15 protein-coding genes are annotated in these 15,963 nt (G+C 42.9%); 11 read left to right on the top strand and 4 right to left on the bottom strand.

Translation table 11 applies throughout. From position 1 onward, the window contains the following. Positions 1 to 125 precede the first annotated feature (125 nt). Positions 126 to 332, top strand: a complete 207-nt coding sequence (locus NSQ29_RS14565; protein WP_341060574.1) for a hypothetical protein — start codon at positions 126 to 128, stop codon at positions 330 to 332. 61 nt (positions 333 to 393) lie between these two features. Next, positions 394 to 1,125 carry a class I SAM-dependent methyltransferase gene (locus NSQ29_RS14560; RefSeq protein WP_341125425.1) on the top strand — a complete coding sequence of 244 codons (732 nt, stop codon included), beginning with the start codon at positions 394 to 396 and terminating at the stop codon, positions 1,123 to 1,125. A gap of 110 nt (positions 1,126 to 1,235) precedes the next feature. Here NSQ29_RS14560 and NSQ29_RS14555 read toward each other — a convergent pair whose 3' ends face one another. Continuing rightward, complete coding sequence (locus NSQ29_RS14555; RefSeq protein ID WP_042187534.1) at positions 1,236 to 2,054, bottom strand: AraC family transcriptional regulator; 819 nt, start codon at positions 2,052 to 2,054, stop codon at positions 1,236 to 1,238. Between the two features lie 320 nt (positions 2,055 to 2,374). Between NSQ29_RS14555 and NSQ29_RS14550 the strand changes: the two genes are divergently transcribed. From NSQ29_RS14550 to NSQ29_RS14530, 5 genes are all read left to right on the top strand, one after another. Continuing rightward, positions 2,375 to 3,148: a sugar phosphate isomerase/epimerase family protein gene (locus NSQ29_RS14550; protein WP_076282852.1), complete on the top strand. Its 774-nt coding sequence runs from the start codon at positions 2,375 to 2,377 to the stop codon at positions 3,146 to 3,148. Next, positions 3,141 to 4,238, top strand: a complete 1,098-nt coding sequence (locus NSQ29_RS14545; protein ID WP_042187538.1) for a Gfo/Idh/MocA family protein — start codon at positions 3,141 to 3,143, stop codon at positions 4,236 to 4,238. The genes NSQ29_RS14550 and NSQ29_RS14545 overlap by 8 nt, the downstream gene beginning before the upstream one ends. Positions 4,239 to 4,260: 22 nt before the next feature. Further along, complete coding sequence (locus tag NSQ29_RS14540; protein WP_341125424.1) at positions 4,261 to 5,337, top strand: Gfo/Idh/MocA family protein; 1,077 nt, start codon at positions 4,261 to 4,263, stop codon at positions 5,335 to 5,337. A 26-nt stretch (positions 5,338 to 5,363) separates the two neighbouring features. Continuing rightward, positions 5,364 to 6,332 carry a sugar phosphate isomerase/epimerase family protein gene (locus NSQ29_RS14535; RefSeq protein WP_341125423.1) on the top strand — a complete coding sequence of 323 codons (969 nt, stop codon included), beginning with the start codon at positions 5,364 to 5,366 and terminating at the stop codon, positions 6,330 to 6,332. Positions 6,333 to 6,429: 97 nt separating this feature from the next. After that, on the top strand, positions 6,430 to 6,687 hold the full coding sequence (locus tag NSQ29_RS14530; protein WP_042187544.1) for a DUF2164 domain-containing protein: 258 nt from the start codon (positions 6,430 to 6,432) through the stop codon (positions 6,685 to 6,687). Positions 6,688 to 6,707: 20 nt separating this feature from the next. Here NSQ29_RS14530 and fabV read toward each other — a convergent pair whose 3' ends face one another. After that, a complete protein-coding gene (fabV, locus tag NSQ29_RS14525; protein ID WP_341125422.1) occupies positions 6,708 to 7,898 on the bottom strand; it encodes an enoyl-ACP reductase FabV in 1,191 nt (396 codons plus the stop codon). Between the two features lie 129 nt (positions 7,899 to 8,027). On the opposite strand from fabV, the gene NSQ29_RS14520 reads away from it, so the two are divergent. From NSQ29_RS14520 to NSQ29_RS14510, 3 genes are all read left to right on the top strand, one after another. After that, positions 8,028 to 8,990: a phosphotransferase family protein gene (locus NSQ29_RS14520; RefSeq protein WP_341125421.1), complete on the top strand. Its 963-nt coding sequence runs from the start codon at positions 8,028 to 8,030 to the stop codon at positions 8,988 to 8,990. A gap of 507 nt (positions 8,991 to 9,497) precedes the next feature. Continuing rightward, positions 9,498 to 10,565 (top strand): ABC transporter ATP-binding protein, encoded by a 1,068-nt coding sequence (locus NSQ29_RS14515; RefSeq protein WP_042187548.1) that lies wholly within the window; start codon positions 9,498 to 9,500, stop codon positions 10,563 to 10,565. A 187-nt stretch (positions 10,566 to 10,752) separates the two neighbouring features. Beyond that, positions 10,753 to 12,219, top strand: a complete 1,467-nt coding sequence (locus tag NSQ29_RS14510; RefSeq protein WP_341125420.1) for a glycoside hydrolase family 43 protein — start codon at positions 10,753 to 10,755, stop codon at positions 12,217 to 12,219. 88 nt (positions 12,220 to 12,307) lie between these two features. Here NSQ29_RS14510 and fabF read toward each other — a convergent pair whose 3' ends face one another. Continuing rightward, entirely contained in the window at positions 12,308 to 13,546 is a 1,239-nt protein-coding gene (gene fabF / locus NSQ29_RS14505; RefSeq protein WP_341125419.1) for a beta-ketoacyl-ACP synthase II, read from the bottom strand. Positions 13,547 to 13,670: 124 nt separating this feature from the next. Here fabF and NSQ29_RS14500 point away from each other — a divergent pair, with 124 nt between their 5' ends. Continuing rightward, positions 13,671 to 14,519: a helix-turn-helix transcriptional regulator gene (locus tag NSQ29_RS14500; protein ID WP_341125418.1), complete on the top strand. Its 849-nt coding sequence runs from the start codon at positions 13,671 to 13,673 to the stop codon at positions 14,517 to 14,519. A gap of 106 nt (positions 14,520 to 14,625) precedes the next feature. On the opposite strand, the gene NSQ29_RS14495 is transcribed toward NSQ29_RS14500, so the two are convergent. After that, positions 14,626 to 15,795, bottom strand: a complete 1,170-nt coding sequence (locus NSQ29_RS14495) for an MFS transporter (protein WP_341125417.1) — start codon at positions 15,793 to 15,795, stop codon at positions 14,626 to 14,628. Between the last annotated feature and the right edge of the window lie 168 nt (positions 15,796 to 15,963).

Here is a 15,963-nt window from a genome sequence, read left to right as displayed (position 1 = left end):
ATTTAGATAAGTAAGAAAACTTGCAGTGATCTCATTGTAACGGAATTCTGGCTGCGCTCATAGTCTGTATTATGTTAAACTGTAGTTGTCTAATAGTTCATCAATGAATAGGAGAGTGGTGCCACATGGCACGAACCAAGACTCAAAAAGCCTTGTTAAAGGCAGAGCGCTCAGGTATCTGGTGCGCAGCTCAAAGTCGAAGATCCAATGGAGATTATGGCGCCATTTCACAGCATGTACGGTTAACGCCGAGCAAACAACAGCAATTGAATAAGAACAAACACAAGGAGCGGATCTTCCAAGATGATGCTCCTTTTTATTTGGCGATTTGAAAATAATGTGTCACTAAGAATATACTGATGGAAGACATTATGGATAGGAGATATATAACTGATGAAACAAAATAAATACGACGATACGAATTTCTTCTCAGCCTATAAACAAATGCCTCGTTCCATTGGTGGGCTTGAAGCAGCTGGAGAATGGCATGTATTACAACCTCTGATCCCAGACTTACATAATAAAAGTGTTCTTGATTTAGGCTGCGGATTTGGCTGGCATTGTCTATATGCACGCGAGCAGCAGGCAAACTCAGTCGTTGGCGTAGATATCTCTGAAAAAATGCTTCAAGAAGCGCGTGAAAAAACAGACGATCCAGCTATTTCTTATATCCAGATGCCGATTGAGGATATTGAATTTGCGAGCGAACAATTTGATGTGGTCATCAGTTCATTGGCCCTGCATTATGTAGAGTCCTTTGAAGCTATCTGTCGCAAGGTTCATACTTACCTTAAGCCAGGCGGTAGCTTTATATTTTCAGTGGAGCATCCCATCTTTACTTCTCGAAATGAACAGGATTGGTATGTGGATGACCAAGGCAATCGTCTTCATTGGCCTGTAGATCATTATCAGTCTGAGGGATTGCGTGAAACGACCTTCTTAACAGAAAATGTGATTAAATATCATCGTACAATTTCAACCTACTTCAATGACTTGATTGGAGCCGGGTTTGCTATCAAAGCAGTTAAGGAGCCTAAGCCTTCTGATGAAATGAGCAATGACCCTTGGATGAAGGACGAGAATCGCAGACCGATGTTCCTGATTATTTCAGCTGAAAAAGAATAATCATCTCATTAACATGACTATTGTTTTAATATAGAAACGAGGGTTATCCTCTCAGTAGTTTATCTACTATAGGGATAGCCCTATTTTTGTTGATGCAATTCACCTCTATATTATACTTGAGTTCTGCTGTGTACACGGTACTGTCTAGGGGACATGCCGAAACGACTTCGGAATACACGGTGAAAATAAGTATAGTTCGCGAAACCGCAGGTTTCTGCTACTTGCTCCAGCGGCATCGGGCTGAAGGTGATTCGTTCTCTTGCCATCTCTAGCCGGACATCATTTACATATTTGATAATACTGGTCCCGAAGGCCTCCTTAAATAAATGAACGGCACGGGAGACGGAAATATCTACATGTGCGGCCACATCCTCCAACAGAAAAGGTAAGGTTGCATGCTCCTCAACATATTGCTTCATTCGATAAGCTAGATAGCCTTTAGGCGTAATCGCTGGCTGATCTGTAATGAGTCTGTCGATTTCCATACACAGGATTTGCAGATAACAGGCAGATATCGCTGGTGAGAAATCGGAAAGACGTCTGTGCTCAAGAATCAGCTGACGAAATAAGCCGAGGAAATTCTCACTCAGTGGCACACTTAAGAGTGAGGGTCTCTGAGCACGTTCCCACCATTCAACAATCCAAGTTCCTTCACAAAAAATATGATAATCTCCGCTTTCAATCCGCGGCTTACCTACAGGATACTCTTCCTTATCAATGATTAAATAGTAAGGATCATTAGGAGCAAACAGCATGATATCGCCGCTCTCCACTGGAGTCATCACACCGTCGATCATTGCTCGGCTTCGGCCCTCTGTTTGCAGACGAATTAAATAGTTCTGATTTCCATGGCTATGTGACATATGAAAAGGTTTGCGGTGAAAGGAAAATCCAGCAGATAAAACGTGACAGGTAGTTGATTGATTCATGTGTCCTCCTTGATGTCTAGAAATGATAATCAGATTGTTCATGTTTTAATCATATTATTCATTTTATTATATACGCTTTCATATTACTATGTACCTAAGCAATAAAGAAAGAAATCGACCATCCACGCTATACGGAGTCGATATTAGCTATGCAAACAAGGATGGCAGTTGAAGGAAACTAATGGGAATCAGATTAGTCAATTCTGCAACAGCATTATTGTTCAAGTGATTGCTGCTGTTGATCTCTTTGGGGACGAGCAGCAGAAAGAAGTTTAAATGAATTAGTAAGCTAACCCTAAACCCATTGGAGTGATTAGAAAATGCTGAAGATAGGTCTGCAATTGTACACGCTTAGAGAAGAATTGGAACAGGATTTTGAAGGAACACTGCGTAAGGTAGCAGCCCTTGGATATAAAGGCGTAGAGTTTTTTCACTATTTCGGCCGCACTGCAGCAGAAGTTAAACAATTGCTAAATGAGCTTGGACTGGTTGCGCTCGGCGCACATCGTCCATATGACGCATTGTTGAATGATACAGAAGCAGAGATCTCTTACAATCTTGAGATTGGAAATCCAAATTTGATTGTTCCTTATTTGTCAGAAGAACAACGTAACTATGAAGAGGTTGCCGCGAATCTGAAGGTTATTGGAGAAAAGTGCAAAGCGGGCGGAGCAGTTCTTTTGTATCACAATCATGATTTCGAGTTAACAGATAAATATGGTGATAGTGACCGTACTGCTTTTGATGGATTGTTTGAAGAGGTGCCGGCTGACCTGTTGCAAGTGGAAATGGATACTTGCTGGGTACATCATGCAGGCTATGATCCAGTTGAATATATCAATAAATACGCAGGTCGACTGCCGATCATCCATCTAAAGGATTTGAAGAAAAAAGAAGACGGCTCTCCGGAAACTGTTGTACTAGGTGAAGGTGAAGTGAACCTTACTGCAATTTTAAATGCAGCTGTACAGGCAAATGTGGAGTGGGCGGTAGTAGAGCAGGATTTCTGTAGTCGTTCACCATTAGAAAGTGTAGAAGATAGTTTGAAATGGGTAAAAGCATACGCAAATCAAGGAGGAAAAGTTAATGTCTAATAAGTTGAGAATTGCTATTGTAGGTTGCGGTGGTATCGCAAATGGGAAACATATGCCAAGTTTGTCACGTCAGAAGGATGCTGAAATGGTAGCTTTCTGCGATATCATAGAAGAGCGTGCACAGAAAGCCGCTCAGACTTATGGCGCTGAAGGCGCTGCTGTTTATACAGATTACACTGAGCTTTTGAAAGCTGGCGGATTTGATATTGTCCATGTATGTACACCAAATGACAGTCACTCCGTGATTACTATTGCTGCATTGGAAGCAGGTAACCATGTAATGTGCGAAAAACCAATGGCTAAAACCACTGCCCAAGCACAAGAAATGTTGGATGCTGCGAAGCGTACGGGGATGAAGTTGTCTGTCGCTTACCAGAACCGTTATCGTTCGGATAGTGAATACCTTAAAGCACTCTGTGAAAACGGCGAACTAGGTGATATCTATTATGCAAAAGCAATTGCCCTTCGTCGTCGTGCGGTTCCTACTTGGGGCGTGTTCCTGGATGAAGAAAAGCAAGGCGGCGGCCCACTGATCGATATCGGTACGCATGCACTTGATCTTACTTTATGGATGATGGATAATTATAAACCACGCAGTGTTATGGGCTCGTCTTTCCATAAGCTGAGTAACCGAAAGAACGCTGGAAATGCCTTTGGTCCTTGGGATCCTGAGCAATTTAAGGTAGAAGATTCAGCTTTTGGATTTATTACCATGGAAAATGGTGCTACAATTGTACTTGAATCCAGCTGGGCACTAAATGTATCTGAGTATCGAGAAGCTCAGACGCTTCTTGCAGGTACAGAAGGTGGTGCAGATATGAAGGATGGTCTGCGCCTAAACGGTGACCGTGGTGGACGTCTGTATGAGACCAAAGTAGACTTGTCTGCTGGTGGAGTAGCGTTCTTTGATGGTGGACAGGAAAATGAATCTGATCGTGAAGCTCGCTTGTGGCTTGAGGCGGTTAGAGAAGACAAGGAACCTGTAGTTAAACCTGAGCAGGCCCTCGTTGTTACTCAAATCTTGGAAGCTATTTATGAATCTTCACGTACAGGTCGCGCTGTGTATTTTGACGGCACATCAGATAATTAATAGGGAAGTAGGAGTGGAAGTCATGAGCTCAAAGATACATTCCGTAGTCATCGTTGGCTTTGGTGGAATGGGAAGTTATCACGCGAAATTAATTAAGGAGACTAACTCCCTAGAAGTGGTAGGGACATACGATTTGCTTGAAGCACGTCGTGCGGACTCCATCAATGCTGGTTACAAGGTATATGAAAGTTATGAAGAAGTATTAGCAGATCCTGCAGTTGAGATTGTTCTTATTGCGACACCAAACGATGTACACAAAGAAATCGCTATACGTGCGCTACAAGCTGGCAAACATGTTATTTGTGAGAAGCCAGTCGCTATGTCCAAGGAAGAGCTTCAAGATATGCTGGCTGCTGCGGATGCAGTAGGACGTGTGTTCATGGTACATCAGAACAGACGTTGGGATGAGGATTTCTTAACCATCAAAAAAATGTATGATCAAGAGACCATCGGTTCTTTGTTCCAGCTTGAATCTCGCGTACACGGAGCGAATGGTATTCCAGGAGATTGGCGCCATGTCAAGGCACAAGGTGGAGGAATGCTGCTAGATTGGGGCGTTCATTTATTAGATCAGCTCTTATTTATGATCGATAGCAAAGTCATCAGTGTGAGCAGCAGTCTGAGCTTTATTCTAGGCAATGATGTAGATGATGGCTTTGAAGCCATCCTGCAATTTGAGAATGGAATTAAAGCTATCGTTGAGGTTGGGACAACTAACTTTATTACGCTGCCTAGATGGTATGTGAAGGGTATTGAAGGAACGGGTATTATAGAAGATTGGTCTTTAACTGGACGTTTAGTAACCAGAAACAATGAAGGTGAAAAGATCGAGCCTAAGCCTATACGTGCTGGTGTTGGATTAACTAAAACTATGGCGCCTCCTTCAGAAGGGGCTACGATTACAGAAGCTTTACCTCAACCTGCGGAGCTAGGCTCTAGCTTCTATGACAATTTCGCAGCCGTTATTGAGGGAACAGCTGAGCCAATCGTTAAGAATGCCGAAGTAATGCGTGTTCAGAATTTGATTGAAGCTATTTTTGAATCTGCTGAGAAGAATCAAGTAGTAAAAGACTTCGATATGTATGGTGAAGGTAAGTAAACTATTTGCAAAAGAGGTGACTTACAATGAAACTTGGAGTATTTATGGTCTTGTTTGGGGGTCGCAAGCTGGAGGATGCTCTTGATTATGTAGCGTCCAAAGGACTAAAGGCGGTAGAGATTGGTACAGGAGGGAATCCTGGTAACAGCCATTGTGATCCTAAGATGCTTCTCGAGAATGAGACAGCATTGAAAGAATTCAAACATGCTGTGGAATCCCGTGGATTGACGATCAGTGCATTGAGCTGTCACGGAAATCCCCTACACCCACAAAAAGAGCTTGCCCAGAAGGATCATGAGGACTTTGTGAACTCGGTCAAATTGGCGCAGAAGCTAGGAGTTCCAGTCGTTAATACGTTCTCTGGCTGTCCAGGTGATCATGAGGGTGCCAAGTATCCGAACTGGCCGGTAGCTCCATGGCCAAACGATTATCAAGAAATTCTGGATTGGCAATGGGAAAATAAAGTGATTCCTTACTGGACTGAATGGGGAGCCTTTGCCGCAGAGCATGATGTGAAGGTTGGTCTTGAGCTGCACGGCGGATTCTCCGTTCACACACCTGCTACTCTACTGCGGTTGAGAGAAGCTGCGGGTGAAGTAATCGGAGCTAACCTTGATCCGAGCCATATGTGGTGGCAAGGAATTGATCCGGTGCAGGCAATTCATATTTTAGGCCGCCAAGGCGCAATCCATCACTTCCACGCTAAAGATACAGTTATTGATCCAGTCAATGTCAATATGCATGGCTTAACTGATATGCAATCTTATACCAAAATGCTTGACCGTGCATGGCAGTTCCGTTCGGTTGGCTTTGGACATGATCTTAAGACTTGGGCTGATATTATGAGCGCTCTTCGTTTGGTAGGATATGATTATGTGGTCAGTATTGAGCATGAAGATGGATTGATGTCTGTTGAAGAAGGCTTCTCCAAAGCTGTAAGTAATCTTCAACAAGTATTGATTGAGGAGCCACTAGTAGAAATGTGGTGGGTTTAGATTAAGGGGTATAGATATAAGAAATGACGTGCGTAAGCACGTCATTTTTCCTGTATTAATAATCTGAATTTTAAACCATACAAATTGGAGGACGATCATGCAGCCGATAAAAATACAGAGAGAACACAAACTACAAATTACATCCAGCATTCAGGATTATTTTGAAACGGAGCTGTCTAGCGAAATTGGCCAATTAGCAAGTGAGAATCTTCTTGATTTTATGCTCAAAGAACTCTCACCTTATATTTATAATCAGGCACTGGCAGATGCCCGTAAAGTGATTGAGCAAAAGATGATTTCCATTGAAGAAGAATTGTATGCACTTGAGCAACCACTAACATCTGCTAGAAGATAGTCCGCAACATAATGTATTGTTTACCGCTGATTGGTAACCGTTACGTCTGGATCAGTCTCAGCTTCATAATCTACACCCTCAGCCTCAAATCCGAATAACTGGAAGAACTCCTGTTTGTAGCTTTCTAGATCTGTCAATTCATAGATATTGTCTGTCGTGAGTTTACCCCAGATTTGAGTCACTTGATCCTGTACATCCGGGGACATCTCCCAGTCATCGATTCGGATACGCCCTTCTTCGTCCACAGAAGTCCCTTCGATCGCATAAAGACGTTCTGCAAACAACCGATAGGTTTGCTCAATACAACCTTCATGAAGTCCTTTCTCTTTCATGACTTTGTATAACGCAGAAGTGTACAGGGGGACGACAGGAATTGCTGAGCTAGACTGTGTGACCAGTCCTTTCGTAACTGCTACATAGGCTCGACCGTCTATACTAGATAGTTCATCGTTAAGAGTGTGTGCTGTTAATTCTAGATGATCTTTTGCGCGTCCAATCGTTCCCTTCCGATATACAGACTGGGTAATCTCCGGCCCGATATATGAGAATGCGATGGTGGTGGCATGATCGGCCAAAGCTCCGGCTTGATGAAGAGCTTCAATCCAAAGCTGCCAATCGTCACCACCCATCACTCGAATGGTATCATCGATTTCTTTGTCTGTAGCAGGCTCAATAGAAATTTGACTAACTTCACCCGTATGAAAGTTTACGGTTTTATTCGTGTAGGTATCCCCTATAGGTTTAATTACGGAGTTATAAACTTCACCCGTCACAGGATCTGTTCGACGGGCAGAAGCAACGCTGTAGATGACTAGATCAACTTGTCCCAATTCACTGCGAATCAGCTGTATGGTTCTATCCTTAGTTTCTTTGGAGAAGGCATCACCGGTTACGCTGTAGGATTGAAGACCTGCTTTCTCTGCAAGTTCCTCAAAGGCTGCTGAATTGTACCATCCAGCAGAGGCTGTACGGGCTCCGTTGCTGCTGCTCTGGCGGTAGACGCCTACTGTGCTGGCTCCAGCCCCAAAGGCGGCTGTAATCCGTGAGGCGAGGCCATATCCTGTAGAGGCGCCAATGACAAGCACCTTGCGTGGTCCTTTGATCTCGGGTTGTGTCTGGATATATTCGATTTGCCGCTCTACTTGACGAGCGCAACCTTGCGGATGTGCGGTAGTACAGATAAAGCCGCGTGTTCTAGGTTTAATAATCATGTTAATCGTTTCCTCTCTTTCATGAAAAGCAGGCTAATGAGACTCGTTTGTTCTAATTTTAACAATTTTCAATCAAATGGAGAAGGATTGTTTATCCTTTGATACTTATTTCATTATGGTGGTGAGATCTTGGAGAGCTTTACTAAAACAAAATTAACGACAGAGCAACAGAATGATTTGGTAGGTGCTACTTTTGGAAGCCATGTGAGCATTCAGCGAAGTACTGAACTGACAGGTGGTTATTTTAACGCAGCATATGACCTTTTATTATCAGATGGAAGAGACATGATTCTTAAGATAGCACCGTCAGCTGAAGCAGATACCCTTAGTTACGAGCATGATATTATGTCTGTAGAGGTTGCGGCGATGCGACTGATGAAGTCAAAAGGGACAGTACCTGTGCCTGAGGTATACGCTTATGATAACAGTAAAGAAATGATTTCAAGTGAGTTTTTTTTCATGGAGAAAATAGTTGGCCAGCCCTATAATGAAATTAAGGAAGCGCTAAGCTCGCAGCAGAGAATAAGTATTGAGGAAGAGTTAGGTCGTTATTCCCGTTTAATTAATGAAATTCCTGGTGAGCGTTTCGGATTATTTAGTGCGTCCACACCAGTAAAAGGAACTTCATGGCGGGAAACTTTTAAGCATTTGATAATGAATCTGCTTGAAGATGCACGTCGTTTAAAGGTAGAAATGCCCATTCCGTTAGAAACTGTTGAGGCAGAGATCAAAAGTCACTTACATGTTATGGACGCAGTCGTTGAGCCTCGTCTAATACATTGGGATTTATGGGATGGCAATGTGTTTGTGCGAGAGGGCCGCATTGTTGCATTGATTGATTGGGAACGGGCACTTTGGGGCGATCCACTTATGGAATATTATTTTCGCTATATTGAGAATTCAGAGCATTTCTGCAGAGGTTACGGGAATAGCTTCGACAGCCCAAACGAACATGCCCGTAAAAAACTCTACGACTTATATATCGACTTAATTTACTTCATCGAGTGTTATTCGCGTAAGTACGATAGCCAAGGTCACCTTGAGTGGGCGCATGATAATCTGCTTGAGGGCTGGAAGCGGTTCATGAATTAACACATTTTTGACACAACTACAACATGAAAGATAGGGAGACTGAGCAACAGTAGGGGAGAATTCTTATATTTGAACGGCTGAGTGTACATATTGATACCGTAAGTTTGCTGTAGCCGCTGTCGATACTACGTTTGTTTCATGATCATTTATGCACAAATAGCATTGCTTACTGATGTACATGACCATGTAACTTTTGCTTTGGTTGTATTATTCGTGTATATTTTGATAGTGGGCTTTAGAATCATGGCAGTATTCCTTCCATACCATTTATTGTATTTAGCAGTACCTAGTAGTTCTTCCTTATTCTCTATTTGCGTATTTTAAAGAGGAGCTATCGCAACTATTGAGCACGCAATAATTAGATCTAGTACTAAAGTGTGAGGTTAGCCGTATTTTTTTCAGAAAAATCTTGACTAGAACCCTTAAAACTAGATAAAATAATACTTATTGCTTACAACATGCTGAGAATCATTATCATAATTGACGAGGAAATGAGAGGGTGACAAGATGGAGCGCCTTTTAGAGGTAAAAGACTTAGCGATATCATTCAAAACACACGGCGGAGAGGTACAAGCGATCCGTGGTGTTAGCTTCCATGTAGATAAAGGTGAAACTCTAGCGATTGTTGGGGAGTCAGGTTCCGGTAAAAGTGTAACCTCACAAGCGGTTATGAAGCTAGTTCCCACACCACCAGGAGAATATAAACGCGGACAGATTCTGTTCGATGGACAAGATTTGATTGGCAAGACAGAGAAGCAGATGCAGAAGATCCGCGGTAAAGAGATCGGTATGATCTTCCAAGATCCGATGACCTCTCTGAACCCAATGATGAAGGTCGGCAGACAAATTACTGAAGTGCTGCTTAAACATGAGAACATCTCCAAGGCTGATGCGAATAAACGTGGGATTGAGCTTCTCAATCTTGTAGGTATTCCTTCTCCAGAACGTCGTTTCAATCAATATCCACATGAATTCAGTGGTGGTATGCGTCAACGTGTTGTTATTGCAATGGCACTTGCTGCGAACCCTAAGCTTCTGATTGCGGATGAGCCGACTACTGCGCTCGACGTAACCATCCAAGCACAAATCCTTGATTTGATGAAGGAATTGCAGAAGAAGATTGATACGGCTATTATTTTTATCACCCATGATCTCGGGGTTGTAGCAAGAATGGCAGATCGTGTAGCTGTAATGTATGCTGGACAAATTGTTGAAATGGGAACAGCGGAAGAGATCTTCTACGATCCAAGACACCCATACACTTGGGGCTTGCTAGCTTCCATGCCAAGTCTAGAGAGCAAAGGATCTTTGCTAACAGCAATCCCTGGTACTCCTCCAGATTTGATCAAACCGCCTAAGGGCGATGCTTTCGCACTACGTTCCACTTACGCTATGCAAATCGATATGGAGAAAGAGCCTCCAATGTATAAGGTTTCGGATACCCATATGGTGAAGTCTTGGCTAATGCATCCGATGGCTCCTAAGGTGGAACCGCCGGCAGTTGTTAAGAACAGACAACGTGTGCTTAAGAATGCTTATCCAGAGCCAGTTTTGGTACAAGAAGGCGCTAATTAAAGAGATTATTTTACGTAAAATATAAAAGAAACGTCAGGCCATTTCGATGGCTTGGCGTTTTTTTATGTGTATGAATGTTCACTATTATTTAAATAAATATGAATTAATACGAACTTAGTTGAATAAAAGGATTGACTATTGTTTGTTTTCGTTTCAAAATGAAAAGGCATACATAGGAGGTATAACGATGAGAAAAGCAATTATGACTACAATGATCAGCGTTTCATTATTAGCAGTAACCGCGTGCAATGACAATTCAGCTAGTTCCAGCAACACAAATAACGTAGCTGACTCTGCGCAGCCTGTCTTCAAAAATGTATCTGTACATGATCCGTCGATCATTATGACAGATAACAAATACTATGTGTTCGGCTCTCATTTAGCATCTGCTAAATCAAATGATCTGATGTCTTGGACTCAGCTGTCCTCTGGGGTGGTAGAAGGAAACGTTCTCATTCCTAATGTCAAAGAGGAGTTTACTGAAGCATTAAAATGGGCACAGACGGATACCTTATGGGCACCCGATGTTATCCAATTGGCGGATGGCAAATACTATATGTATTACAATGCTTGTAAAGGGGATTCCCCGTTGTCTGCACTCGGCATAGCTGTGTCGGACAATATTGAGGGACCTTATAAGAATAAAGGAATCATTCTGAAGTCAGGTATGATGGGCAAGGGTGATGATGGAGAAATATATGATGCCACTCAAAAGCCGAATGTAGTAGATCCGGATGTGTTCTTTGATAAAGAAGGGAAGCTGTGGATGGTCTATGGCTCTTACTCCGGTGGTATTTTTATTATGGAACTAGATGCGAATACAGGCTTCCCGCTGCCAGATCAAGGTTATGGCAAAAAGCTTTTGGGTGCGAACCATGCTCGGATAGAAGCTCCATATATGCTGTACAGTCCGGAAACGGATTACTACTATCTGTTCCTATCCTACGGTGGTCTGGCTGCAGACGGTGGATATAACATCCGTGTAGCTCGTTCAAAGGCGCCTGATGGACCTTTCGAAGATTCTGAGGGTCAAGATATGATTAATGCACAAGGATCGCCATCCGTATTGTTCGATGATCCAGCATATGCTCCTTATGGAGTGAAGCTAATGGGGAATTTCGAATTCTTGAATACAGATGACGAGCTGCCAGTGAGTGGAGAAGGATATGTATCACCAGGTCATAACTCAGCGTTTTATGATGAAGAGAATGGCAAGTATTATCTGATCTTCCATACACGGTTCCCGAATCGTAGAGAAAAGCACGAGGTAAGAGTTCATCAGATGTTTATGAACAGTGAGGGCTGGCCGGTTGTAGCCCCGCACCGCTATGGCGGAGAGAGCATAGAGAAATACACAAAAGAGCAAATTTCAGGCGAATATAAATATGTAAACCATAACAAAGACATTACGGCTGATATCGTGCAGTCGGAGCTGATTGAATTCACTAAGAGCGGTAAGATTAAAGGAGCAGTAAAAGGGAAATGGAAGCTTATTGATGATCATACTGCTGAGCTTACCATTGACGGTTCTACTTATAATGGGGTGTTCCTGAAAGAATGGAATGAAGCAACAGCTAGTAACGTTATGACGTTTACTGCGGTTTCCAAGGAAGGTATCTCTATCTGGGGGAGCCACGTATCAACGATGGAATAATAGATTTTTTTGAAATTTGCAGTAGAAAACGGGGTTCCAATTAGTCCTGAGAATGACTAAGCTGGAACCCCGTTTTATGGATGAGTGGTCAATCTTCAAACTTTCGAATCACAATGACAGCATTATGCCCACCGAAACCAAAGGAGTTAGACATGCCTATAGTAAGATCAGATTTTCGCGCAATGTTCGGGACATAATCTAAATCACAGATGGAATCTTTGACCTCCTGATTAATGGTAGGTGGGATGATTCCTTCTTGAATGCTCTTAATTAGGGCAATGGCTTCTAGGCCACCGGCCGCCCCTAAGGCGTGTCCAGTCATGGACTTATTAGCGGTTACGGGAATCTGGTAGGCTTGATCACCGAATAACTTCTTTATCGCAAGGGTCTCAGAGCGGTCACCTACTACTGTACTCGTGGCATGAGCACTAATTACATCCACCTCTTTGGGCTGGAGATTAGCTTCATTCAGGGCCAGCTTCATCGCTTGATAAGCACCAATTCCTTCTGGATGGGTGGCGACCATATGATAGGCATCAGAGCTGGCACCATAACCGATAACCTCTCCGTGAATCTTGGCGTTTCTACGCTGCGCATGAGAAAGTGACTCCAAAATAACTATTCCGCCACCTTCACCGATAACAAATCCGTCACGTTCCCCGTCAAAAGGCCGACTCGCCTTAATCGGCTCCTCATTTCGAGTGGATAAGGAGGTGGCATTGCCGAAACTGGCTAAAGAGATTTCAGTAATGGCTGCTTCTGATCCACCAGCAATTACGATGTCGGCACCTCCATAACGGATCAACCGGAAGGCTTCACCGATTGCCGTATTTCCAATAGAGCAGGCAGTTACTGGAGACATTGTAGGACCTAAGGCTCCTAATTTAATGCTGATCATCGCCGCAGCCATATTAGAGATCATCATGGGAATTAAAGTGGGGCTGACCCGATCTGGTCCGCGGCCCTTTAGCACATTCCCTTGTTCCATCAAGGTTTGAATTCCACCAACGCCTGATCCTACATAAACCCCGAGACGTTCCTTGTCAATCTTAACAAGCTGTAGACCGGAATGTGTCCAGGCATCTTCAGCGGCTGCCAGGGCGAACTGACTAAATCTATCCATTCTGCGTGCTTCTTTACGGCCAAATCTGGCCTCCGCATCGAAATCATACACGACTCCCGCGATCTTTGTCTTAAAGTTAGAGGTATCAAATGAAGTGATTGGGGAAATACCCGACTCACCAGAAACTAGACGATCCCAGAATTGTTCTATTGTATTTCCAAGGGGCGAGATTAAGCCCATACCTGTAATAACTACGCGTTCCATAATGAACCTCCTCAAGAAGTGTATATAGGTATTTTTCCACTTATTTTATCCTATTACAAGTTATCGTTTATCATAGTATAATTTGTACTACACTAAAGAATGTAACAGAGAGGAGAGGAAGCGTATGGCTAATCAGACGAGATTGCAGGCATTATCAGATTTCTTAAAAGCACGCCGTGCTGCGATCTCACCCAGCTCTGTTGGACTGCCAGAAGGCACACGCAGGAGAACGCCTGGACTTCGCAGGGAAGAGGTTGCACAGTTAGCGGGGGTAAGCAGTACCTGGTATACGTGGCTAGAACAGGGCAGGGATATTAAAGTATCTTCGTCTGTTCTGGACTGTATTGCGACTGCCCTAAAGCTAACTAATGATGAGCGGAAATATCTTTTTGCACTAGCACTAGAGACTGGAACAGGGAACGTTCTATTTCAGCAAGAGGAATCCTCAGTAATTAGTCCTTCTCTACAGAAAATTTTACAGGAGCTTAAGACTTGTCCTACGATTATTTCAGATCGACGTTGCGGGATTGTAGGTTGGAATGAGGCTGCAGCACATGTGTTTCTAGATTTCTCTAAGTTGCCCATCGAGGAGAGAAACATGATTCGTTTGTTATTTGTTCGTAAGGAGTTCAGACGTTTAGCTGTAAATTGGGAACAATTCGTAAGTGGTTATCTATCCATCTTCAGAGCGTATTACGGACAATATGTAGAGGATCGTTGGTACGATGAATTTATTGAGGAATTAAAGGAACTGCATCCAGCGTTTAATGAAATGTGGGAACAAAGTCGTGTAAGCTCTGCTCCAGATGTGCTATTGGAATTCAGACATGCCAAAGCAGGGAAAATGTTATTTCATTTAACCTCACTACAGGTTCAAGGCAGCACTGATTTACGTTGTAGTATTTATACGCCTGCCGCGGATTCAAATACTGAAATCAAACTGAAGCAGCTTATGGAGCAGCATAAAGAATGACTAAGGTAGAAGTTCATAGAAAAGCATCTCTAGCTGAATTATCAACTAGAGTGCTGCGACCAACAGTGCATGAACTTGAAGTGTAAGACTATTGAATGCTGGAAGATTAATGAGTGGCTATATTCTTTTTATTAGCGTGTTTACTTCCAAAGATTCTGTACAATATCAATCCGAACAGCATACCGATAAATGACATCACGGAAATTGTTAAATAAAGGGCCTTACCTCCAAGGGCTTCATATAATGCTCCACCTGCATAAGAGGCGAGAATTCCTGATACACCGAAGAACAGTAACGCCAACACAGTTTGACCCGTAGCACGCCATTCCACAGGCACAATACTATATAGATACTGAATAGCTGCGGAGTAGAATACCGGGAAGGTAAGGATTTGTAGAATCTGTAGATAAGCTAATAAATGCGGATCCAAAATCCAGGCCGAAATAAAGAATCGAAGAAAATAAAAGGCTCCAGAAATCGAAATAATGATTAGCTCTTTTCCTTTGCGCAGCCACCAAAAGCTTAAGGCGAACACAATAATTTCACTCATTGCGGCGATAAAGAACGATTGACCAACTAATTCAGGACTGCCACCAAGCTCGCGAATATAAACTCCAAGGAAGGTATCGTTCATTCGTGCGGGAACGGAGCTAATAAAGATGAGCACTAGAAATAGCAGTGTTTCTTTGTTGCTAAGAAAATGCTTCAGGCTGTCAAGTGTGACCGGTTTACCGGTCACAGGAGCATCTGGCATGAACCAGCTGACTACGAAGCTTGTAAGACTAATCGCGACGAACAGCAAGGCCATCCCTTGTGAACCGAAATAACTCATCACATAACCTGTGAGTAGGGCCATAACACCGTACCCTAACGCACCGTATGTACGTATCGAACCATAACTAATTCCAGCTGCCTCAGAGATCCGGAAATTCAGGCTTTCAGCTAGCGGATCGATAGGCATTAAGAAGAAATAGAGCAGCATCGCAAAAAGAATAAGTCGCACGTAGCTGCTAGAATCGAATAAAAAGTATCCCGTCACCGCAGAGCATAACAACAGAATTAACAGCACTTTGCGGATCGTTCTTGTTTTGTCACTGATCATCCCCCATAAGGGTTGAGCAATAATGGTAACAAACCCTCCAGTACCAATAATGAATCCAATTTGCGCCGGGTTAAGACCCTGCTCCCCTAGATAGACTGGCAGAAAAGGAATAAACATAGCCAGCAACGCAAAATACAAAAAGTTAAACCCTCGTAATAGTGTTGGTGCATTCATAAGTCTCTTTACCTCACGTATTTAATGATATTTGTATAGTGTCAATTTGGTTATTGTATCACGGATGTTGAATGATTAGGATATAAATCTATGATAAAAATATACTATTCTCCCATATGATATATCCATTCAAGGTTCAGTTCATTTTCATAGAATGTTGTATAACCT

Source organism: Paenibacillus sp. FSL F4-0236 (genome assembly GCF_038000135.1).
Taxonomy (GTDB): Bacteria; Bacillota; Bacilli; order Paenibacillales; family Paenibacillaceae; genus Paenibacillus_AQ.
The sequence above is the reverse complement of the archived record's forward strand: the minus strand, read 5'-3'. Positions and strand labels throughout refer to the sequence as shown.

Excerpts from the sequence above, each read along its gene's own strand:
- NSQ29_RS14495 (WP_341125417.1), bottom strand. The coding sequence starts at position 15,795 with ATGAATGCACCAACACTATTACGAGGGTTTAACTTTTTGTATTTTGCG.
- NSQ29_RS14555 (WP_042187534.1), bottom strand. The coding sequence starts at position 2,054 with ATGAATCAATCAACTACCTGTCACGTTTTATCTGCTGGATTTTCCTTT.
- NSQ29_RS14540 (WP_341125424.1), top strand. The coding sequence starts at position 4,261 with ATGAGCTCAAAGATACATTCCGTAGTCATCGTTGGCTTTGGTGGAATG.
- NSQ29_RS14560 (WP_341125425.1), top strand. The coding sequence starts at position 394 with ATGAAACAAAATAAATACGACGATACGAATTTCTTCTCAGCCTATAAA.
- NSQ29_RS14500 (WP_341125418.1), top strand. The coding sequence starts at position 13,671 with ATGGCTAATCAGACGAGATTGCAGGCATTATCAGATTTCTTAAAAGCA.
- NSQ29_RS14535 (WP_341125423.1), top strand. The coding sequence starts at position 5,364 with ATGAAACTTGGAGTATTTATGGTCTTGTTTGGGGGTCGCAAGCTGGAG.
- fabF (WP_341125419.1), bottom strand. The coding sequence starts at position 13,546 with ATGGAACGCGTAGTTATTACAGGTATGGGCTTAATCTCGCCCCTTGGA.
- NSQ29_RS14565 (WP_341060574.1), top strand. The coding sequence starts at position 126 with ATGGCACGAACCAAGACTCAAAAAGCCTTGTTAAAGGCAGAGCGCTCA.
- NSQ29_RS14545 (WP_042187538.1), top strand. The coding sequence starts at position 3,141 with ATGTCTAATAAGTTGAGAATTGCTATTGTAGGTTGCGGTGGTATCGCA.
- NSQ29_RS14530 (WP_042187544.1), top strand. The coding sequence starts at position 6,430 with ATGCAGCCGATAAAAATACAGAGAGAACACAAACTACAAATTACATCC.
- NSQ29_RS14510 (WP_341125420.1), top strand. The coding sequence starts at position 10,753 with ATGAGAAAAGCAATTATGACTACAATGATCAGCGTTTCATTATTAGCA.
- NSQ29_RS14515 (WP_042187548.1), top strand. The coding sequence starts at position 9,498 with ATGGAGCGCCTTTTAGAGGTAAAAGACTTAGCGATATCATTCAAAACA.
- fabV (WP_341125422.1), bottom strand. The coding sequence starts at position 7,898 with ATGATTATTAAACCTAGAACACGCGGCTTTATCTGTACTACCGCACAT.
- NSQ29_RS14550 (WP_076282852.1), top strand. The coding sequence starts at position 2,375 with ATGCTGAAGATAGGTCTGCAATTGTACACGCTTAGAGAAGAATTGGAA.